This is a genomic window from Sphingomonas sp. CROZ-RG-20F-R02-07 (assembly GCF_022662335.1).
Lineage (GTDB): Bacteria > Pseudomonadota > Alphaproteobacteria > Sphingomonadales > Sphingomonadaceae > Sphingomonas.
In genome coordinates, this window is the sequence record NZ_JAKNQJ010000002.1 from 109,203 (window position 1) to 125,106 (window position 15,904).

Below are 15,904 nucleotides of genomic sequence, written 5' to 3' on the forward strand. Positions count from 1 at the left end.
GCCGAGTTTGGGTCGCGCCGCTGGCAGGATGTTCGACAGCTTTGCGTCTTGGCATCTTTGCGCAAAACAGCGTGTCCGCGACCCATCCCCCGCCGCCGCCAGGATCGAGCCGGTTCAGCCACCGACCGGCGATCCGGCCTCGAGAAACGGTGCCGCTATATCGGGCCGGACGCGCAGCAATCGGCCGCTGGCGCGGTCGATCAGCACCCAGGTCGTCACCGCCTCCACCTTGGTGCGACCGTCCGCGCCGGTGAAGCGCATGTGGCGGTCGTAGCGGGCGCCCTGGGGCGGCTTGTCGACCCAGGTTTCGGCGGTCACGCTTTCGCCCGCGGCGATGTTGCCGCGGTAATCGATTTCGTGCCGCGTCACGAGCCAGGCATAGGCGGCCTTGTGCTCGGGCGGCGCGACCGCCTCCCAATGCGCCGTCGCCACGTCCTGGATCCAGCGCACCCACACCGCATTGTTGACATGGCCGAACACGTCGATGTCCGCCGCCGTCGCGGTGATGGCCATGGCGAAGCGCGGCCGCACCGTCATCCCGCGATGCCCATCTGCCACAGCACGAACGCATGCTCCTCCGCGGCCTCGCGCAGGCTCTCGAACCGGCCCGACTTGCCGCCATGGCCCGCGCCCATATTGGTCTTGAGCAGCAGCACCGTGTCGTCGGTCTTGGTCGCGCGCAGGCGGGCGGCCCATTTCGCGGGCTCCCAATAGGTCACGCGCGGATCGTTGAGGCCGCCCGAGATGAACAGCGGCGGATAGGCCTGCGCGCGGACATTGTCATAGGGGCTATAGCCGCGGATGCGATCGAACGCGTCGGCGTCCTCGATCGGATTGCCCCATTCGGGCCATTCGCCCGGCGTCAGCGGCAGCGTGTCGTCGAGCATGGTGTTGAGCACGTCGACAAAGGGCACATCGGCGATCACCGCGCCCCAGAGTTCGGGATCGGAATTGACCACCGCGCCCATCAGCTCGCCGCCCGCCGAGCGGCCCGCGATCGCGATCCGGCCCGCGCTGGTCCAGCCGTCCGCGACCAGTCCCTTGGCCACGTCGACGAAGTCGTCGAAGGTATTCTGGCGCTTCTCCAGCTTGCCGTCGAGATACCATTGCTGGCCCAGATCGTCGCCGCCGCGGATATGCGCGATGGCATAGGCGAAGCCGCGATCGAGCAGTGAAAGCCGCCCGGTCGAGAAGCCAGGCGGGATCGCATAGCCGTACGCGCCATAGGCATAGAGGAACAGCGGCGCGGAACCGTCGCGCGGGAAGCCTGCGGGATAGACGATCGACACCGGGATCTCCGTCCCGTCGCGCGCCGCGATCTTCAGCCGCTCGGTGGCGTAGCGCGACGCGTCATAGCCGCTGGGGATTTCCTGCACCTTCAGCACGGTCTTCTCGCCCGTCGCCACGTCGTAATCATAGACGGTGCCGGGCGTGACCATCGATTCATAGCCGAGCCGCAGCACGGGCATGTCATATTCGGGATTGTCGCCGAGGCCCGCGGCATAGCTCGCCTCGGGAAAGTCGATCGACCGGCCGAGCGTCGGGTCCTCGTAACGGTGGATGGCGATCCGGTCCAAGCCGTCCTCGCGGCCCTCGACCACGAAATAGTCCTGATAGCATTCCACGCCCGTCATGTAGAAATGCGGGGAGGGCGGGATCAGCTCGGTCCAGGCGCCGGGCTCTTCCACCAGTGCGGTGCACAGGCGGAAGTTCGGATCGGTGTCGTTGGTGTGGATGAACAGCGTGCCGTCATGCTCGTCCACGTCATATTCGCGGCCCTCCCGCCGCGCCGAGACGAGGATCGGCGTCGAGAGCGGCTCGTGCGCGGGCAGCAGATAGAGTTCGCTCGTCACGTGATCGCTGGTCGCGATGACGATCCATTTGCGCGAGCTCGTCTCCGCCACGCCGACGCGGAAGCCCTCGTCGTCCTCGTGGAAGATCTCGATATCCTCCGCAACCGGCGTGCCGAGCCGGTGGAAGCGGACATTGTCGGTGCGCCACTGATCGTTGGCGAGGCCGTAGAGAAAGCCCGCATCGTCCGCGGTCCACACGATCTCGGACAGCATGCCGGGGATCACCTCGGGCAGGTGCTCGCCCGTCTCGAGATCCTTCACGCGCACCTCGAACCGCTCGGCGCCGCTGTCGTCGATCGCATAGGCGAGATAGCGGCCGTCATTGCTGACCGAAAAGGCGCCGAGCCGGAAATACTCGTGCCCCTCGGCCAGCGCGGGTTCGTCGAGCAGCAGCTCGTCCGCGCCCCCCAGGACAGGCTTCCTCCACCATTGGCGATATTGGCCGCCGGTCTCGAACGCGGTCCAGTAGAGCCAGTCGCCATCCTTTTGCGGGACGGAGCGTTCGTCTTCCTTGATGCGGCCCTTCATCTCTTCGTAGAGCGTGTCGACCAGCGGCCGGTGGGGCGCCATCATCGCCTCGAAATAGGCGTTCTCGGCCGCCAGATAGGCGAGCACGTCGGGGTCGTTCACCTCTGGATAGTTCGGGTCCTTCAGCCAGGCATAGGGATCCTCGATCGTGCGGCCATGCACGGTGAAGCGGTGGGGGCGGATCGCGGCGACGGGGGGCGTGGGATCGGTCATGCGCGGCTTGTAGCGGCGGACGAAGCGGGGGGACAGGGCGCGTGCGCCGCCCCGCTCACACCGGCTGCGGGCGCATGAGCGGCGCGTGGCGATCGACCAGGATCGCGCTCGCCGCGTTCAGCCCGATCACCTCCACCGCGATGCCGTGCCGCCGCAATTTGCCGACCACATCCTCCAGCGCGCCCACCGCGGTGACGTCCCACAGATGGGCTTGGGCGAGATCGATCCGCACCTGCCTCGCCGTGTCGCGCAGGTCGAAGCGGTCGGCGAAGATGTCGGCGCTGGCGAAGAAGATCTGGCCCGACACACGGTACAGCCGCGTGTCGCTGGCGGGATCGTAATCGACCGCGACCTGCATCAGCCGCGTCACCTTGAACGCGAAGAACACGCCGCTCAGCAGCACGCCGACGGCAACGCCCGCGGCCAGATCGTGCGTCGCCACGGTGACGAGCACGGTCGCCACCATCACGATGCCCGACACCTTGGGATGCCGCGCGAGATCGCGGAGCGATCCCCAGGAGAAGGTGCTGATCGAGACCATCACCATGATCGCCACCAGCGCGGCCACCGGCACCTGCGCAACCCAGGGGCGCAGCGGCACCATGACGACGAGCAGGAAGACGCCCGCGACCAGCGTCGACAGCCGCCCGCGCCCGCCATAGCGGACGTTGCCGACCGTCTGCCCGATCATCCCGCACCCGGCGATACCGCCGAACAGCCCGGCGGCGACGTTGGCGAGGCCGAGCCCGGTGCATTCGCGCGCCTTGGAACTGGTCGTCTCGGTCAGGTCGTCGACGACGCTCGCCGTCATCATCGATTCGAGCAGCCCGACCGCCGCCATCGCCAGCGCATAGGGCGCGACGATGGCGAGCGTTGCCCAGGTGGCGGGCAGATGCGGCAGGGCGAAGGACGGCAGCGATCCCGGCAGCCGCCCGAGATCGGCCACGGTGCGCAGCGGCATCGGCACGGCGACGGCGATGCCGGTCAGCACGACGATGCAGACGAGCGGGGAGGGGATGGCCGTCGTCAGCCGCGGCAGCAGATAGATGATGGCGAGGCCCAGCGCTATCATCGCATAGCTGTGCCAGTCGACGCCCAGCATCTGCGGCACCTGCGCCGAGAAGATCAGGATGGCGAGCGCGTTGACGAACCCGGTGCGCACCGAGCGCGAGACGAAGCGCATCAGGATGTCGAGCTTCGCCAGCCCGAACACGATCTGGAACACGCCCGCCAGCAGCGTGGCGGCGAGCAGATACGGCAGGCCATGCGCATGGACGAGTGCGGCGGCCACCAGCGCCACCGATCCCGCCGCGCCCGAGATCATCGCCGGCCGGCCGCCCGCGAACGCGATCACGATGCCGATGACGAACGAGGCGAACAGCCCCACTTGCGGATCGATGCCCGCGACGAACGAGAAGGCGATGACCTCTGGGATCAGCGCAAAGGTGCCGACCATGCCGGCAAGGATGTCGATCCGGGCGGCGCGAACGCCACCGAACCATTCGGCGCGATACCGGGCGAGAGAAGAAGAGGTCATGAACAGATATCCGCATTGACCGCACAGACGGGCATCACGCGCGGCGATGCGAGGCAGGACTGGGCGGGTTGCGTTGTCCGGCGGATCGGCGGCCGGAAGAGCCACCCGGATTTGCACCGGGTCCAGGCGAATGCCCCCCATTAGGCGCAAACCCGCCGCCGCACAACGGCGGGGCGCCAACACCATCCATTATGATCGACGATGAGCGGGGGCGTCGCGCGAGCGCCGCAATTCGACCACCATCCTCGGGTCTCCTCATGATCGAGCGGGGGGAAGACCGATGACGGCTCGACGGCAACGACGCATGTGCTGCACCCTGGCCGCCGCAGCGGTCGCCTGGCCCGCCATGGCGGCGGCGCAACAGGCCGCGCCCGTTCCGCCGCCGCCACCCGACGCGTCCACCGCCGGCGAAGACATCGTCGTCACCGCCGAGCGTGTGCGCGGATCGGCGATCGGCACCGACGAGCCGGTCGCGGTGCTCAACCAGGCGGCGATCGCATCGCTGGGCGCGACGAGCCTGGGCGAATTGCTGAAGCGCGTGAAGGGGCTGACCACGTCGGCCGACGGCAGCGATCCCGTGTTCCTGCTGAACGGCCGGCGGCTGTCGGGGTTCGAGGAGATCCAGACGCTGCCGCCCGAGGCGATGGAGCGCGTCGAGATCCTGCCGGAAGGCGATGCGGCGCGGTTCGGCTTTCCGCCCACCGTGCGGGTGACGAACTTCATTACCAAGAAACGCTTCCGTGCGGTGGCGGCGCATGAGGTGAGCGGCACCGCGACCGAGGGCGGCGGCGGCGCGAACTATGCCGAGCTGGTCTCGACGCGGATCGACCGCGATCGCCGCACCTCGCTCAGCCTGTCCTATTTCCGCCAGAACCCCGTGCTGCAAAGCCAGCGCGCCATCGTGCCCGACCCGGCGACGCCGTTCGCGATTGGTGGCAACGTCACCGGGCCGAACGGCGCGCGCATCGATCCCGCGCTCGATGCGCTCGCGGGCGAAACCGTCACCGTGGCGGCGGTGCCGGCGGACGCGGGCGCGCGCGGATCGCTGGCCGGTTATGCCGCCACCGCGAACCGGCCCGCCGTCACCGATATCGGCGCCTATCGTTCGTTGCAGCAGCAGATGGACACGCTGCGCGCGGAGGGCACGATCGCGGCGCCGATCGGCCGGACGATGACCGGCTCGCTCAACCTGGCGGCGGAGGCGCAGCACCAATCCGGGCTGAACGGGCTGGCGACCGCCGCGCTCGACGTGCCGCCGGGTGGTGCGCTGCCGTTCGCGCAAGACGTCGTAGTCGACCGCTATATCGCCGGCGGCGTGCTGCGCCAGCGCAACACCAGCCTCAACCTGCACGGTGCGGGCACGCTTCAGGGCAGCATCCGGCGCTGGACGTGGAGCGTGACGGGCGGGTACGACCGGGTCGACGGCGACGCCTATTCCGAACGCGGCGTGCCGCTCACCGCGCTGCAGGCGGCGATCGCCGCCGGCGGCGATCCGCTCGCCCCGATCGACCCGGCGTCGCTGGGGCAGCGCATCGCGGATACCAGCCACACGGTCACGGGAACGCTGACCACCAAGGCGGTGGCCAACGGGCCGCTCGTCCATCTGCCCGCGGGCGATGCGCTGGTGACGCTGTCGGCGGATTACGCCCGATCCACCAGCGACGGCACGCAAGCGGGGCTGGCCGATCCGGCGCTGCGCTTCGGCCGCACCACGGGGGGCGCCAGCGTCAATGCCGACGTGCCGATCGCATCGCGCAACACCCTGTCGTTCATGGGGCAGTTGACCGCGAACGGCATGATCGGCGTGTCCGACGTGTCGAACTATGGCCGGCTGACGAGTTCCAACTACGGCCTCACCTGGACGCCAACCCGCGTCCTCCAGCTCGCCGCATCGGTGAACGAGGCGCAGACGCCGCCCGCGATCGCGCTGCTGTCCGCGCCCACGCTCGTCACGCCCAACACGCCCTATTTCGATTTCCTGACCGGAACGAGCGCGCTGGTGACCACGGTCGTCGGCGGCAATCCCGCGCTCGCCCCCGAGCGGCGCCGGGTGACGCGCTTCGGTGCCGCGCTGAAGCCGATCAAGGACAAGGAATTTCGCGTCAATCTCGATTATCTCGAGACGCGGATCGCCGACCAGACGGGGACGCTCGGCAGCGCGACCGCCGCTTTCCAGCAGGCCTTTCCCAGCCAGTTCCTGCGCAGCGCGACCGGCGCGCTGGCCCAGGTCGATCTGCGCCCGGTGAACCTGGCCGCGGAAACCGAGCGCAAGCTGCGGCTGGGCCTCGATCTGTGGACGCCGCTCGGCCACACGCCGCCACCCCCGCCCAAGCCGACGGGGGTGGTCTCGACCATCACGCCGCCGCCACCGCCGCCCAAGCCCCGGCCGAGCCTGTTCGTGAACCTCACCGCCAATTATCGGCTCGAGGACCGGTTGATGCTGGCGGCCGACTCCGATGCGCTCGATCTGCTGGACGGCGCCACGCTGACGGGCACGGGCGGCCGGCCGCGCTGGGACGTGGACGGCAATATCAGCCTGTCGAAGGGGCCGGCCAATCTCGGCGTCTATGCGCGCATCCAGGGCCCGACGCGGATCCGCAGCGAACTGGCCGCGTCCGACCTGCGCTTTTCGGGGCGCGACTGGCTGGTGCTCTACAGCTTGCTCGACGTCCAGCCGCTCGTCCGCAAGCCATGGGCGCGCAAGCTGTCGGTCCAGTTCACGGTCGAGAACCTGCTGAACGACCGGATCGCGGTGCGCGACCGCAACGGGGATACGCCCAACCGCTTTCAATCGGCCTATCTCGATCCGATCGGGCGCTCGATCCGGCTGGGCGTGCGGAAGCTGTTCTGAGCCGGATCGGGCTCGAAACGCCACGCGGAAAAGAGGGGTTCACGCGAAGGCGCGGAGGCGCGGAGGTGTTCTGCGCACGGCAGCGTACCCCGATTCGACCCGCGACCAGAGTCCGCTGGCGTTCCTTCGACCCGTTCGCCCCGAGCTTGTCGAAGGGCCTGTTCCGACTGCGAAGACCAGCGTGGAGAGCGTGCTTCGACGAACTCAGCACGAGCGGATTTGGTGATCCGATCACGCTCACATCACCCGTTCGTGGGAAGGGGGCGACACAAATCCTAACGCCTCCGCGACCTCCGCGACCTCCGCGACCTCCGCGCCTGCGCGTGAACATGTCTCGATAGGTTTCGGCGAGACCGCAGCGTCGCGCAGCCGCGTCAGCCCTTGCCGAGATACGCCTCCAGCGCATCCAGCCCGCCGATGCGCTCGCCGTCGATGAACACTTGCGGCGTCGTCGCGACGCCTTCCTTGGCCTTGTATTCCTCCACCTCGTCGCGCGTGCGCAGGATATGGTCCTCGACGGTGAAGCCCTCCGCCTGGAGCAACTGCTTGGCGCCGACGCCGAACGGGCAGGTATGGTCGGGAAGGACCATGCGATACAGCGTGGCGGTGCGTGACGAAGCCATGGTCGTTCTCCGGAAACGATGGGGATGCGGTGGGCTACGCACCGGCGCGCACGGTGGTTCCCTGTCCCGCCGCCGCCAAATCGGGCAAGGGGGTCGGACAGGCGTGCTCGCCCCCTCTTGATCCGAAGGTCCGTCATGGTCTCCTCTTCCGAACGCCTCGCCGCCTTGCGTGCGCAGCTTGCCACGCAGCGTCTCGACGGCTTCGTCGTGCCGCTCACCGACGAGCATATGAGCGAATATGTCGGCGGCTATGCGCAGCGCCTCGCTTGGCTGACGGGTTTTCAGGGGTCGGCCGGCACCGCGGTGGTCCTGCCCGACGAGGCCGCGATCTTCACCGACGGGCGCTACACCATCCAGGTGCGCGAGCAGGTGTCGGGCGACGACTGGGCCTATGTCGACGTGCCGGCGACGAGCGTGGCGGGCTGGCTGGCCGCGCATGCGCCCGCGGACAGCCGGATCGGCTATGATCCCTGGCTGCACACGCGCGCGCAGGTCGAGGCGATGCGCAACGGGCTGGCCGATCGCGGCGCGTCGCTGATCGCGACGTCGGCCAATCCGGTCGATGCGGTGTGGCACGATCGCCCCGCGCCGTCGGACGCGAAGCTCGTCGTCCATGCCGACGAATTGGCAGGCGCGAATTCGGCCGCCAAGCGCGCGATGATCGCGGACTGGCTGGCGGAACGGGACGCCGACGCCGTGGTGCTCACCGCGCTCGATTCGATCGCCTGGGCGCTCAACATCCGCGGCGGCGATGTCGATCATACCCCGGTCGCGCTGTCCTATGCGATCGTCGGTGCGGATGGCGCGACCGATCTGTTCGTCGCGCCCGGGAAGATCGACGATGCGGTGCGCCAGCATCTGGGCAACGCGGTGCGCGTCCATGATCGCGCGGCGTTCGCCGGACGGCTGGGCGATTATGCGGGCAAGCGCGTGGCGGCGGATCCGGAGCGCGCGGTAGCGGCGATCGCCGACGCACTGGAAGCGGGCGGCGCGCGCGTGCTGCCGCTGCGCGATCCCGTGGTGCTGGCCAAGGCGATCAAGAACCCGGCCGAAGTCGCGGGCCACCGCGCCGCATCGGCGCGCGACGGCGCCGCGCTCACGCGCTTCCTGCGCTGGGTGTCGACCGAATGCGTGAAGGGCGGCCAGACCGAATTGTCGGCGGCGGCCACGCTGCTGGCGTTCCGCGAGGCGACGGGGGTGCTTCGCGACAGCAGCTTCCCTACGATCTCGGCGACGGGGCCGCACGGCGCCATCCCGCATTATCACGTGACCGAAGAATCGAATGCGCCGATCCTGCCCGGCCAGCTCTTCCTGATCGATTCGGGCGGCCAATATGCCGACGGCACCACCGACGTGACGCGGGTGATCCCGATCGGCGCGCCCACGGCCGAGATGCGCGACCGCTTCACCCGCGTGCTGAAGGGGCATATCGCGATCGCCACCGCCATCTTTCCCGATGGGACGATGGGCGGCCAGATCGATGCCTTCGCGCGGCGGCCGCTCTGGGAGGCGGGGCTCGATTTCGCGCATGGCACGGGGCACGGGATCGGCGCCTATCTGGCGGTGCACGAGGGGCCGCAGCGGATCGCCGCGCCCAATTATCCGGGCGGCGCCGCACTGGAGCCGCTGCGCGGGGGGATGATGCTGTCGAACGAGCCGGGTTACTACAAGGCGGGCGAATACGGCATCCGGATCGAGAACCTGCTGCTGACGGTGCCCGCAGACGTGGCGGGCGGCGATCCGGGCCGCGCGATGCTGGGATTCGAGACGCTCACCTTCGCGCCGATCGCGCGCGATATGATCGATCCGGCCCTATTGACTCCCTCCGAGCTTTCATGGCTCAATGCCTATCACGCCAAGGTGACGCAGATCATCGGCCCGCAACTCGACGGAGAGGATGAGGCATGGCTCGTTGCAGAATGTTCGCCCATCGGCTGATGGTGGTGGCCGCGGTGCTCGGCTTCGGCGCGGTGACGCTGCTCGGCGCGCACGAGGCGGCGTCCGCCGCGGTGACGCTGGGATCGATGATGGTCTATCGCTGATCCTCGCGCGGCGCCGGCGGGGCGGGGGGCGCATCGTCGCCCCGCGCCTGCGCCTTGCGCCGCTTGAGATTGGCCCGCAGCGCTGCCGCCAGCCGCTCGCTTCGTTCGTCGTCCGCCATGGAAAACCTGTAGGCTTGGTCGGTTCGCCTTGACAACCGCGGCCGCCTCCGCTCTTAGCGCGGCTCCGTTGCCGCAAGCGACGAGTGCTGCCGTAGCTCAGTGGTAGAGCGCATCCTTGGTAAGGCTGAGGTCGTGAGTTCAATCCTCACCGGCAGCACCATTTTTTCCTGATATTTCCGCCCGTCGGCGGAACGAGGCCTCGAAACAGGCTGCTGACGATGGGTCGGATCAGCCCATTGTCAGCGCGCGAGGGCAACCTTCAATGATTTGAAATATCCTTTGGATCCGGGTCCGATCCAGAGTCCGATCGCGCCGCTTGCGGGCGGTAGTTTCAGGTCGTTGACGATCAGGGTCGGCGCGGTGGCATCTCCGACATGGAGCCGGGCGCGAGAGCCATTCACCACCCACCTCATCTTCGCCCACCATTCGGCATCGAGGTCCACATAGGATTCATATTTGCGGGCCTGTTCGTTGCGAAGGCGCTCCCAGGGGTATTCGGGCGCCGCGATCGCGATCGCGTCGTTGGCGGACGAAACCCTGTTGCTGCGCGAACGCACCTCCAAGACCCGCGCCTTTACCGAGCGCGCGCTGTCGGCGACGGGGTTGTGCCATGCGCCAGCATCGAGCTGCAAAGCCGCGCAACGATCCGCGAGGGGATTGCGCCGGGGCTAGGCGTCAGCCTGTTCTTCGCCACCGAATGTCTGCCTGACGATCGCATCGCCTATCGCCCGCTCGAGGGGCCGATGGGCGATTACCGCCTGCGCGGTTATCTGGTGTTTGAAAGCGCGCTGACGCGCAGCGCGATGACGCGCACGCTGCGAACGATGGTGAGCGATGTATGGAACGAGCCCTGGAGCGTCGGCCCGGTCGATCGGCCGGAGGGCCAAAGCGGAGAAGGGGCACCTGCGCGTATTCCCCGCGACGGACATCGCCGCCGCTCCTTGCCTGACCGCCGCCGCCCGCTTACGCTCGGGGAATAAGCGCCGGCTTGCGTTCGGCGCGTGAGGACGAGGGGAGCGGCGATGCGGCGCTGGGCGACGGTGTGCGCGGGGTTGCTGGTGGCGGTGCCCGTCGGGGCGGCGCAGCGCCCGGGCGTCGATACGGCGCGACCGGCGGCGGCCGGTGTGCCGTCCGACATCGTGGTGGTCGGCACCCGCAATCGTCCGAGCGGCTGGCGCGAGGCGGAGACCGGTCATGTGGTCATCCTGTCGGACGGGGCCGAGGCCGAACTGGTGCGGCTCGCGCGCAATGTCGAGCGGCTGCATTTCCTCCTGTCGGCGTTGACGGGGCGTGCGGATGCGCCGGACGATACGGTAAAGCTGCGCATCACCATGATCGGCGACGTGCCCACCTTCCAGGCGCTCGATCTGCGCAACCTGCGCTGGCAGCAGGGTCCGTTCAACGACCTGTTCACGCTGTCGCGCTTCTACGATCCGCGCAGCGACGGCGCGGTGATGGCGACGACGCGCGTCGACCAGCAGATCGCGATCGAGCGCACCACGGCGACGGCCGCTCAGGTGCTGTCCACGCTCCAGGCGCAGGGGCTGAACGCGGGCGGCGGCGCGCCATCGCCGGGCAGCGCGGCCGGCGGCAATCCGGCGGATGCCGCGGCGCTGCAAGGCGCGCTGATCGGCAGTTTCGCGACGGCGGGCATGCGGGGGCCCCGCGACCTGACGGTCGGCACCGGCGAGCGCACCATTCCCGTATCCGCCGAGAGCCTGCTCTATGCCGGCTATGCGCAACATTATCTGCTGACCTATTTTCCGGCCGCCTATCCGCGCTGGTATCTGGACGGCTTTGCGCAGATCTTCGCCTCCCTGGTGGTGCGCGGCGACACCGTGCTCGAATTCGGTCGCAGTCCCAAGGGCACGTCGGCGGTGCTGAACGCGTTCGGCGCCTTTCCGCTCGCCGACGTGCTGAGCGACAAATATCTGACCGAGAATCCGCGGAAGACCGGCTGGACGCCGATCCATGCCTGGCTGCTGACGCATTTCCTGTTCTTCTCGGACACGCGTCGGCCGCAACTGCGCCGCTACCTCGCGTTGCGGGCGAGCGGGGCGGACGCGGCGACCGCAGCGGCCGCGTTCGGCGACCAGCGCCAGCTCGCCCGCGAGTTGCGCGCCTATTTCGGCGCGCGCAAACCCTATGAGCAGGTGACCTATCCGGCCGCCCGCAACGAGGAGCCCGCCGTCCGCCGCTTGACCGAAGGCCAGGCCGCGTTCGTCCGCGGGCGGCTCGAACTGGGCGCGCGAGTAACGATCCCCGCGGCGGCGCCCGCCGGTGCCGCCCCCGATGTGGCGCGCCGTTACGCGACGGCGCGCGCCGATGCGCTGGCGAGCCGGGATCGCTGGCTCGAGCGGCTGCACCGCGATGCCGATCGCTTCTCCGCCGATCTCGATGCGCAATTGCTGCTGGCCGAAGCCGAATGCCGGAGCGATCACGCCGCCGCCTGTCTCGCCGCCGCGGCACGGGCGACGGCGCTGGCACCGGACGACGACCGCGCCCAGACCTGGCGCGGGCTGGCGATGGCGCTCGCCGCGATCGATGGTCCCGCCGCCACGCGCGCGGCCGATCTGGCCGCGGCGCGGCGCGTGATCGTCGCGGCTAACCGCCGCGATCCGTCCGCCGTGGAACCGCTGCTCGCCTATCATCGCAGCTTTGCGGTCGCCGGCGAACCCGGGCCGGTCGCGGCGATCGATGGTCTGCAACAGGCGATGGAGGGCGTGCCGGCGGCGCCGGAGACGCGGCTTCAGCTTGCGACCGCGCTGGCCGCACGCGATCGGCGCGATGCCGCGCGGACGGTGGTCCTGCCCGTCGCGGTGGGTGCGTATGACAGCCCCGAACGTCCGGCCGCGCAAGCGTTGCTCGCGCGGCTTCCCGGGCCGGCGGCGGCGAAGAGCCAAGAGGCGCTTCCCTAGGCTTTCCGTTTCTGACAAACGGGGGTGATAACGATAACATGGGGAGAGGGGCGATGGATCGGCGCGGGTTTATCAAAACGGGTCTGACGGCAGGCGCGACGCTGGCGGCGAGTGGCGGCGCGGCGGCGGCCGTCACCCGGCGACCGCTCGACACCGGATTTCCGCGCGATTTCATCTGGGGCTGCGCCACGGCCTCGTACCAGATCGAAGGCGCGGTGAAGGAGGACGGGCGCGGCGCGACCATCTGGGACGTGTTCTCGCACACGCCGGGCAAGGTCGCGAACGGCGACACCGGTGATGTCGCCTGCGACAGCTATCATCGCTATGCCGAGGACACGCGCCTGCTCAAGGATCTGGGCGTGGGCGCGTACCGGATGTCGATCGCCTGGTCGCGCATCTTTCCCGAAGGTCGGGGCAAGCCCAACCAGAAGGGCATCGATTATTACAACCGCGTGATCGACGGGCTGCTGGCGGCGAACATCACGCCCTATGTGACGCTGTTCCACTGGGACCTGCCCGCCGGGCTGCCCGGCGAATGGCGCAACCGCGATACCGCGCTCGCCTTTGCCGATTATGCCGGGTTCATGGCCGGCAAGCTGTCGGACCGGGTTCACCGCTTCATGACGGTCAACGAGCTTCGGTGCTTCACCGATCTCGGCCATCTCCAGGGGATCCATGCGCCGGGGCTGAAGCTGCCGCCGGCCGAGGTCAACCAGGTGCGCCACCACGGCGTTCTGGCGCACGGGCTGGGCGTCCAGGCGATCCGCGCGCATGCGAAGGCCGGAACGCAGGTCGGCATCGCGGACAACACCGTCATCTACACCCCCGTGATCGAGACGCCCGAGCATATCGCCGCCGCCAAGAAGGCGACGCGCCAGGAAAATGCGATGTTCCTGACCGCGATCATGGAAGGGCGGTATATGGACGAATATCTGGCGCAGGAGGGCGCCGCCGCCCCCAAGCCGCAGCCGGGCGACATGGCCGCGATCGGCAGCCCGCTCGATTTCGTCTCGCTCAATGTCTATGCGCCCGAATGGGTGCGCGCGGACGACGGGCCCAAGGGCTATGCCGTCGTTCCGCACATCGCCTCGTCGCCGCGCATGGCGTCGCCCTGGCTCGTGGTCGGGCCCGAAGTCGCTTATTGGGCCGTCCGCCAGGTCAGCGAACTCTGGAACCCCAAGGCCATCCTGATCTCGGAAAACGGCGCCTCGGCCGACGATCCCGTCACCAACGGCCGGATCGACGATGTCGACCGCGTGATGTACCTGCGCAACTATGTCGGCCAGTTCCGCCGCGCCGTCGCCGAAGGCTTTCCGCTCAAGGGCTATTTCCTCTGGAGCCTGATGGACAATTTCGAATGGGCGGACGGCTATACCAAGCGCTTCGGCATCCATTATGTCGACTTCGCGACGCAGAAGCGAACGCCCAAGCTCAGTGCGCAATGGTATCGCGAGGTGATCCGGCGCAACGCGCTGGTCTGACGGGGATGCGCAGTACAGCCGAAGATCGGACGAACCGATGAATATCCGCCGCAGGCTCGCCGCGTTGCTGATCGCCCCGGCGCTGTTCGGGGCGGCGGCCCCGCCGGCCCCGCCGGCCGCGCCGGTGCAGGTGGCGTGGTTCCGCTACACCGGCGACGACGCCACGCTCGCCCGCGCCGGGCAGGGGAATTATGCCAACCCGATCCTGCCGGGCTTCTACCCCGATCCGAGCATCATCCGGGTCGGCGCGTGGTTCTATCTCGTCAATTCGACCTTCGCCTATTTTCCCGGCCTGCCGGTGTTTCGCAGCCGCGATCTCGTCCATTGGACGCAGATCGGCAACGCGATCGATCGGCCGGAACAGCTCGACCTGACCGGACGCGGCGTGTCGGAGGGGCTGTTCGCGCCGGCGCTGCACCATGCGGGCGACCGGTTCTACATCATCAACACCTGCGTCGGCTGTGGCGGGACGTTCATCGTCACCGCGCATGATCCGGCGGGGCGGTGGTCGGATCCGGTGTGGATCCGCGACGTCGGCGGCATCGATCCGTCGTTGTTCACCGATGAGGACGGCACCACCTGGCTGGTCAACAACGATGCGCCGGCGGGCAAGCCGCTCTACGAGGGCCACCGCGCGATCTGGATCCGGCGTTTCGATCTGGCGACGATGAAGACCGTGGGCCCCGCGCGGGTGATCGTGGACGGCGGCGTCGACATCGCGACCAAGCCCGCGTGGACGGAAGGGCCGCACCTCTTCCGCCACGACGGCCATTATTATCTGATGACCGCGGAGGGCGGCACCTCGGTCAACCATTCGGAAACCGTGTACCGCGCCGACCGGCCGGACGGCCCGTTCGTGCCGCTGCACCGCCCCATCCTGACTCAGCGCGACCTGCCGGCCGATCGGCCCAACCCCATCGGCTCGGCCGGCCATGCGCAATTGGTCGACACGCCGAGAGGCGACTGGTGGGCGGTGTTCCTCGCGACGCGGCCCTATGCCGGCGATTTCTACAATACCGGGCGCGAGACGTTTCTGCTGCGCGCGCGGTGGCAGGATGGCTGGCCGATCATCACCCGGCCGGGCGAGACGATCCCCTATGCGGCGCCCGCGCCCGCATTGCCGCGCGGCGCGCCGGGGCCTTTTCCGGTATCGGGCGATTTCACGCTGCGTGAAGATTTCCACGCGGCCACGCTCGCGCCCTATTGGCTGACGGTGCGCACACCGCACGAACGCTGGTGGCGGACCGGGGCGGACGGCCTGGCGCTCACCCCGCGCCCCGACCGGATCGGCGAGCGCGGCCAGCCGAGCTTTCTCGGCCGGCGCCAGCAGCACCGCCACGCCGAAGCCTCGGCCGAGATCCGCGCCGAAGCGCTGGCGCCGGGCGGCAAGGCGGGGCTCGTCGCCTATCAGAACGAAGCGCATTATTACCTGATCGCACTGATGCAGGATCGCGGCATGCGGCGCATCCGCGTCGAGCGCCGGGCGGGCGAGGGCGATCCCGTGGACGGCATGGTGCTCGCCAGCGCGCCGCTGCCGGCCGGGGCGGGCACCGGCCGGGCGCCGTTGCGGCTGCGCATCGTCGCCGATGACGGCCGCTATGCATTCGATTATGCCGTGAAGGGCGGCGGCTGGACCCGCCTGCTGGCGAATGCCGACGGCACGGTGCTGAGCACCGCCAAGGCCGGCGGCTTCGTCGGCACCACGATGGGCCCTTACGCCTATACGCCCTGATCGCGG

13 protein-coding genes, 1 tRNA gene and 1 other annotated feature are annotated in these 15,904 nt (G+C 68.9%); of the genes, 8 read left to right on the forward strand and 6 right to left on the reverse strand.

Annotation, left to right across the window (positions count from 1 at the left end):
• Positions 1–114: 114 nt before the first annotated feature.
• From L8H00_RS04385 to L8H00_RS04395, 3 genes are read right to left on the reverse strand one after another with little or no spacing between them, the layout of a single operon-like run.
• Positions 115–537 carry an acyl-CoA thioesterase gene (locus tag L8H00_RS04385; protein WP_242096026.1) on the reverse strand — a complete coding sequence of 141 codons (423 nt, stop codon included), beginning with the start codon at positions 535–537 and terminating at the stop codon, positions 115–117.
• Positions 534–2,594: a S9 family peptidase gene (locus L8H00_RS04390; RefSeq protein ID WP_242096027.1), complete on the reverse strand. Its 2,061-nt coding sequence runs from the start codon at positions 2,592–2,594 to the stop codon at positions 534–536. The genes L8H00_RS04385 and L8H00_RS04390 overlap by 4 nt, the downstream gene beginning before the upstream one ends.
• Positions 2,595–2,649: 55 nt before the next feature.
• Positions 2,650–4,131: a SulP family inorganic anion transporter gene (locus L8H00_RS04395; RefSeq protein ID WP_242096028.1), complete on the reverse strand. Its 1,482-nt coding sequence runs from the start codon at positions 4,129–4,131 to the stop codon at positions 2,650–2,652.
• Between the two features lie 71 nt (positions 4,132–4,202).
• Positions 4,203–4,258: a sequence feature (sul1 is cis-regulatory element that is thought to sense ions involved in sulfur or methionine metabolism; They are found in Alphaproteobacteria), on the reverse strand.
• Positions 4,259–4,435: 177 nt separating this feature from the next.
• On the opposite strand from L8H00_RS04395, the gene L8H00_RS04400 reads away from it, so the two are divergent.
• Positions 4,436–6,982: a TonB-dependent receptor plug domain-containing protein gene (locus L8H00_RS04400; RefSeq protein ID WP_242096029.1), complete on the forward strand. Its 2,547-nt coding sequence runs from the start codon at positions 4,436–4,438 to the stop codon at positions 6,980–6,982.
• A 374-nt stretch (positions 6,983–7,356) separates the two neighbouring features.
• Here the strand turns inward: L8H00_RS04400 and L8H00_RS04405 are convergent, their stop codons facing one another.
• Positions 7,357–7,605 (reverse strand): glutaredoxin domain-containing protein, encoded by a 249-nt coding sequence (locus tag L8H00_RS04405; RefSeq protein ID WP_242096030.1) that lies wholly within the window; start codon positions 7,603–7,605, stop codon positions 7,357–7,359.
• Between the two features lie 135 nt (positions 7,606–7,740).
• Here L8H00_RS04405 and L8H00_RS04410 point away from each other — a divergent pair, with 135 nt between their 5' ends.
• Positions 7,741–9,543, forward strand: coding sequence for an aminopeptidase P family protein (locus L8H00_RS04410; RefSeq protein WP_242096031.1), 1,803 nt, complete (start codon positions 7,741–7,743; stop codon positions 9,541–9,543).
• A complete protein-coding gene (locus L8H00_RS18760) occupies positions 9,525–9,647 on the forward strand; it encodes a hypothetical protein (protein WP_267379849.1) in 123 nt (40 codons plus the stop codon). Before L8H00_RS04410 ends, L8H00_RS18760 begins: the two co-directional genes overlap by 19 nt.
• Here the strand turns inward: L8H00_RS18760 and L8H00_RS18765 are convergent.
• Positions 9,638–9,766 (reverse strand): hypothetical protein, encoded by a 129-nt coding sequence (locus tag L8H00_RS18765; protein WP_277924275.1) that lies wholly within the window; start codon positions 9,764–9,766, stop codon positions 9,638–9,640. The two genes, L8H00_RS18760 and L8H00_RS18765, sit on opposite strands and share 10 nt — an antisense overlap.
• 86 nt (positions 9,767–9,852) lie before the next feature.
• Here L8H00_RS18765 and L8H00_RS04415 point away from each other — a divergent pair.
• Positions 9,853–9,927: transfer RNA gene (locus L8H00_RS04415), tRNA-Thr, on the forward strand.
• A 79-nt stretch (positions 9,928–10,006) separates the two neighbouring features.
• On the opposite strand, the gene L8H00_RS04420 is transcribed toward L8H00_RS04415, so the two are convergent.
• Positions 10,007–10,210 (reverse strand): hypothetical protein, encoded by a 204-nt coding sequence (locus tag L8H00_RS04420; RefSeq protein ID WP_242096032.1) that lies wholly within the window; start codon positions 10,208–10,210, stop codon positions 10,007–10,009.
• A gap of 162 nt (positions 10,211–10,372) precedes the next feature.
• Here L8H00_RS04420 and L8H00_RS04425 point away from each other — a divergent pair, with 162 nt between their 5' ends.
• Genes L8H00_RS04425 through L8H00_RS04440 form a run of 4 tightly spaced genes read left to right on the forward strand, consistent with a single transcriptional unit; the run spans position 10,373 to position 15,898 of the window.
• Entirely contained in the window at positions 10,373–10,747 is a 375-nt protein-coding gene (locus L8H00_RS04425) for a hypothetical protein (RefSeq protein WP_242096033.1), read from the forward strand.
• 42 nt (positions 10,748–10,789) lie between these two features.
• Positions 10,790–12,685 carry a hypothetical protein gene (locus L8H00_RS04430; protein ID WP_242096034.1) on the forward strand — a complete coding sequence of 632 codons (1,896 nt, stop codon included), beginning with the start codon at positions 10,790–10,792 and terminating at the stop codon, positions 12,683–12,685.
• A gap of 53 nt (positions 12,686–12,738) precedes the next feature.
• The gene (locus L8H00_RS04435; RefSeq protein ID WP_242096035.1) at positions 12,739–14,166 is read left to right on the forward strand and encodes a GH1 family beta-glucosidase; all 1,428 of its coding nucleotides are present in this window, start codon (positions 12,739–12,741) and stop codon (positions 14,164–14,166) included.
• 37 nt (positions 14,167–14,203) lie between these two features.
• Complete coding sequence (locus L8H00_RS04440) at positions 14,204–15,898, forward strand: glycoside hydrolase family 43 protein (protein WP_242096036.1); 1,695 nt, start codon at positions 14,204–14,206, stop codon at positions 15,896–15,898.
• Positions 15,899–15,904 lie beyond the last annotated feature (6 nt).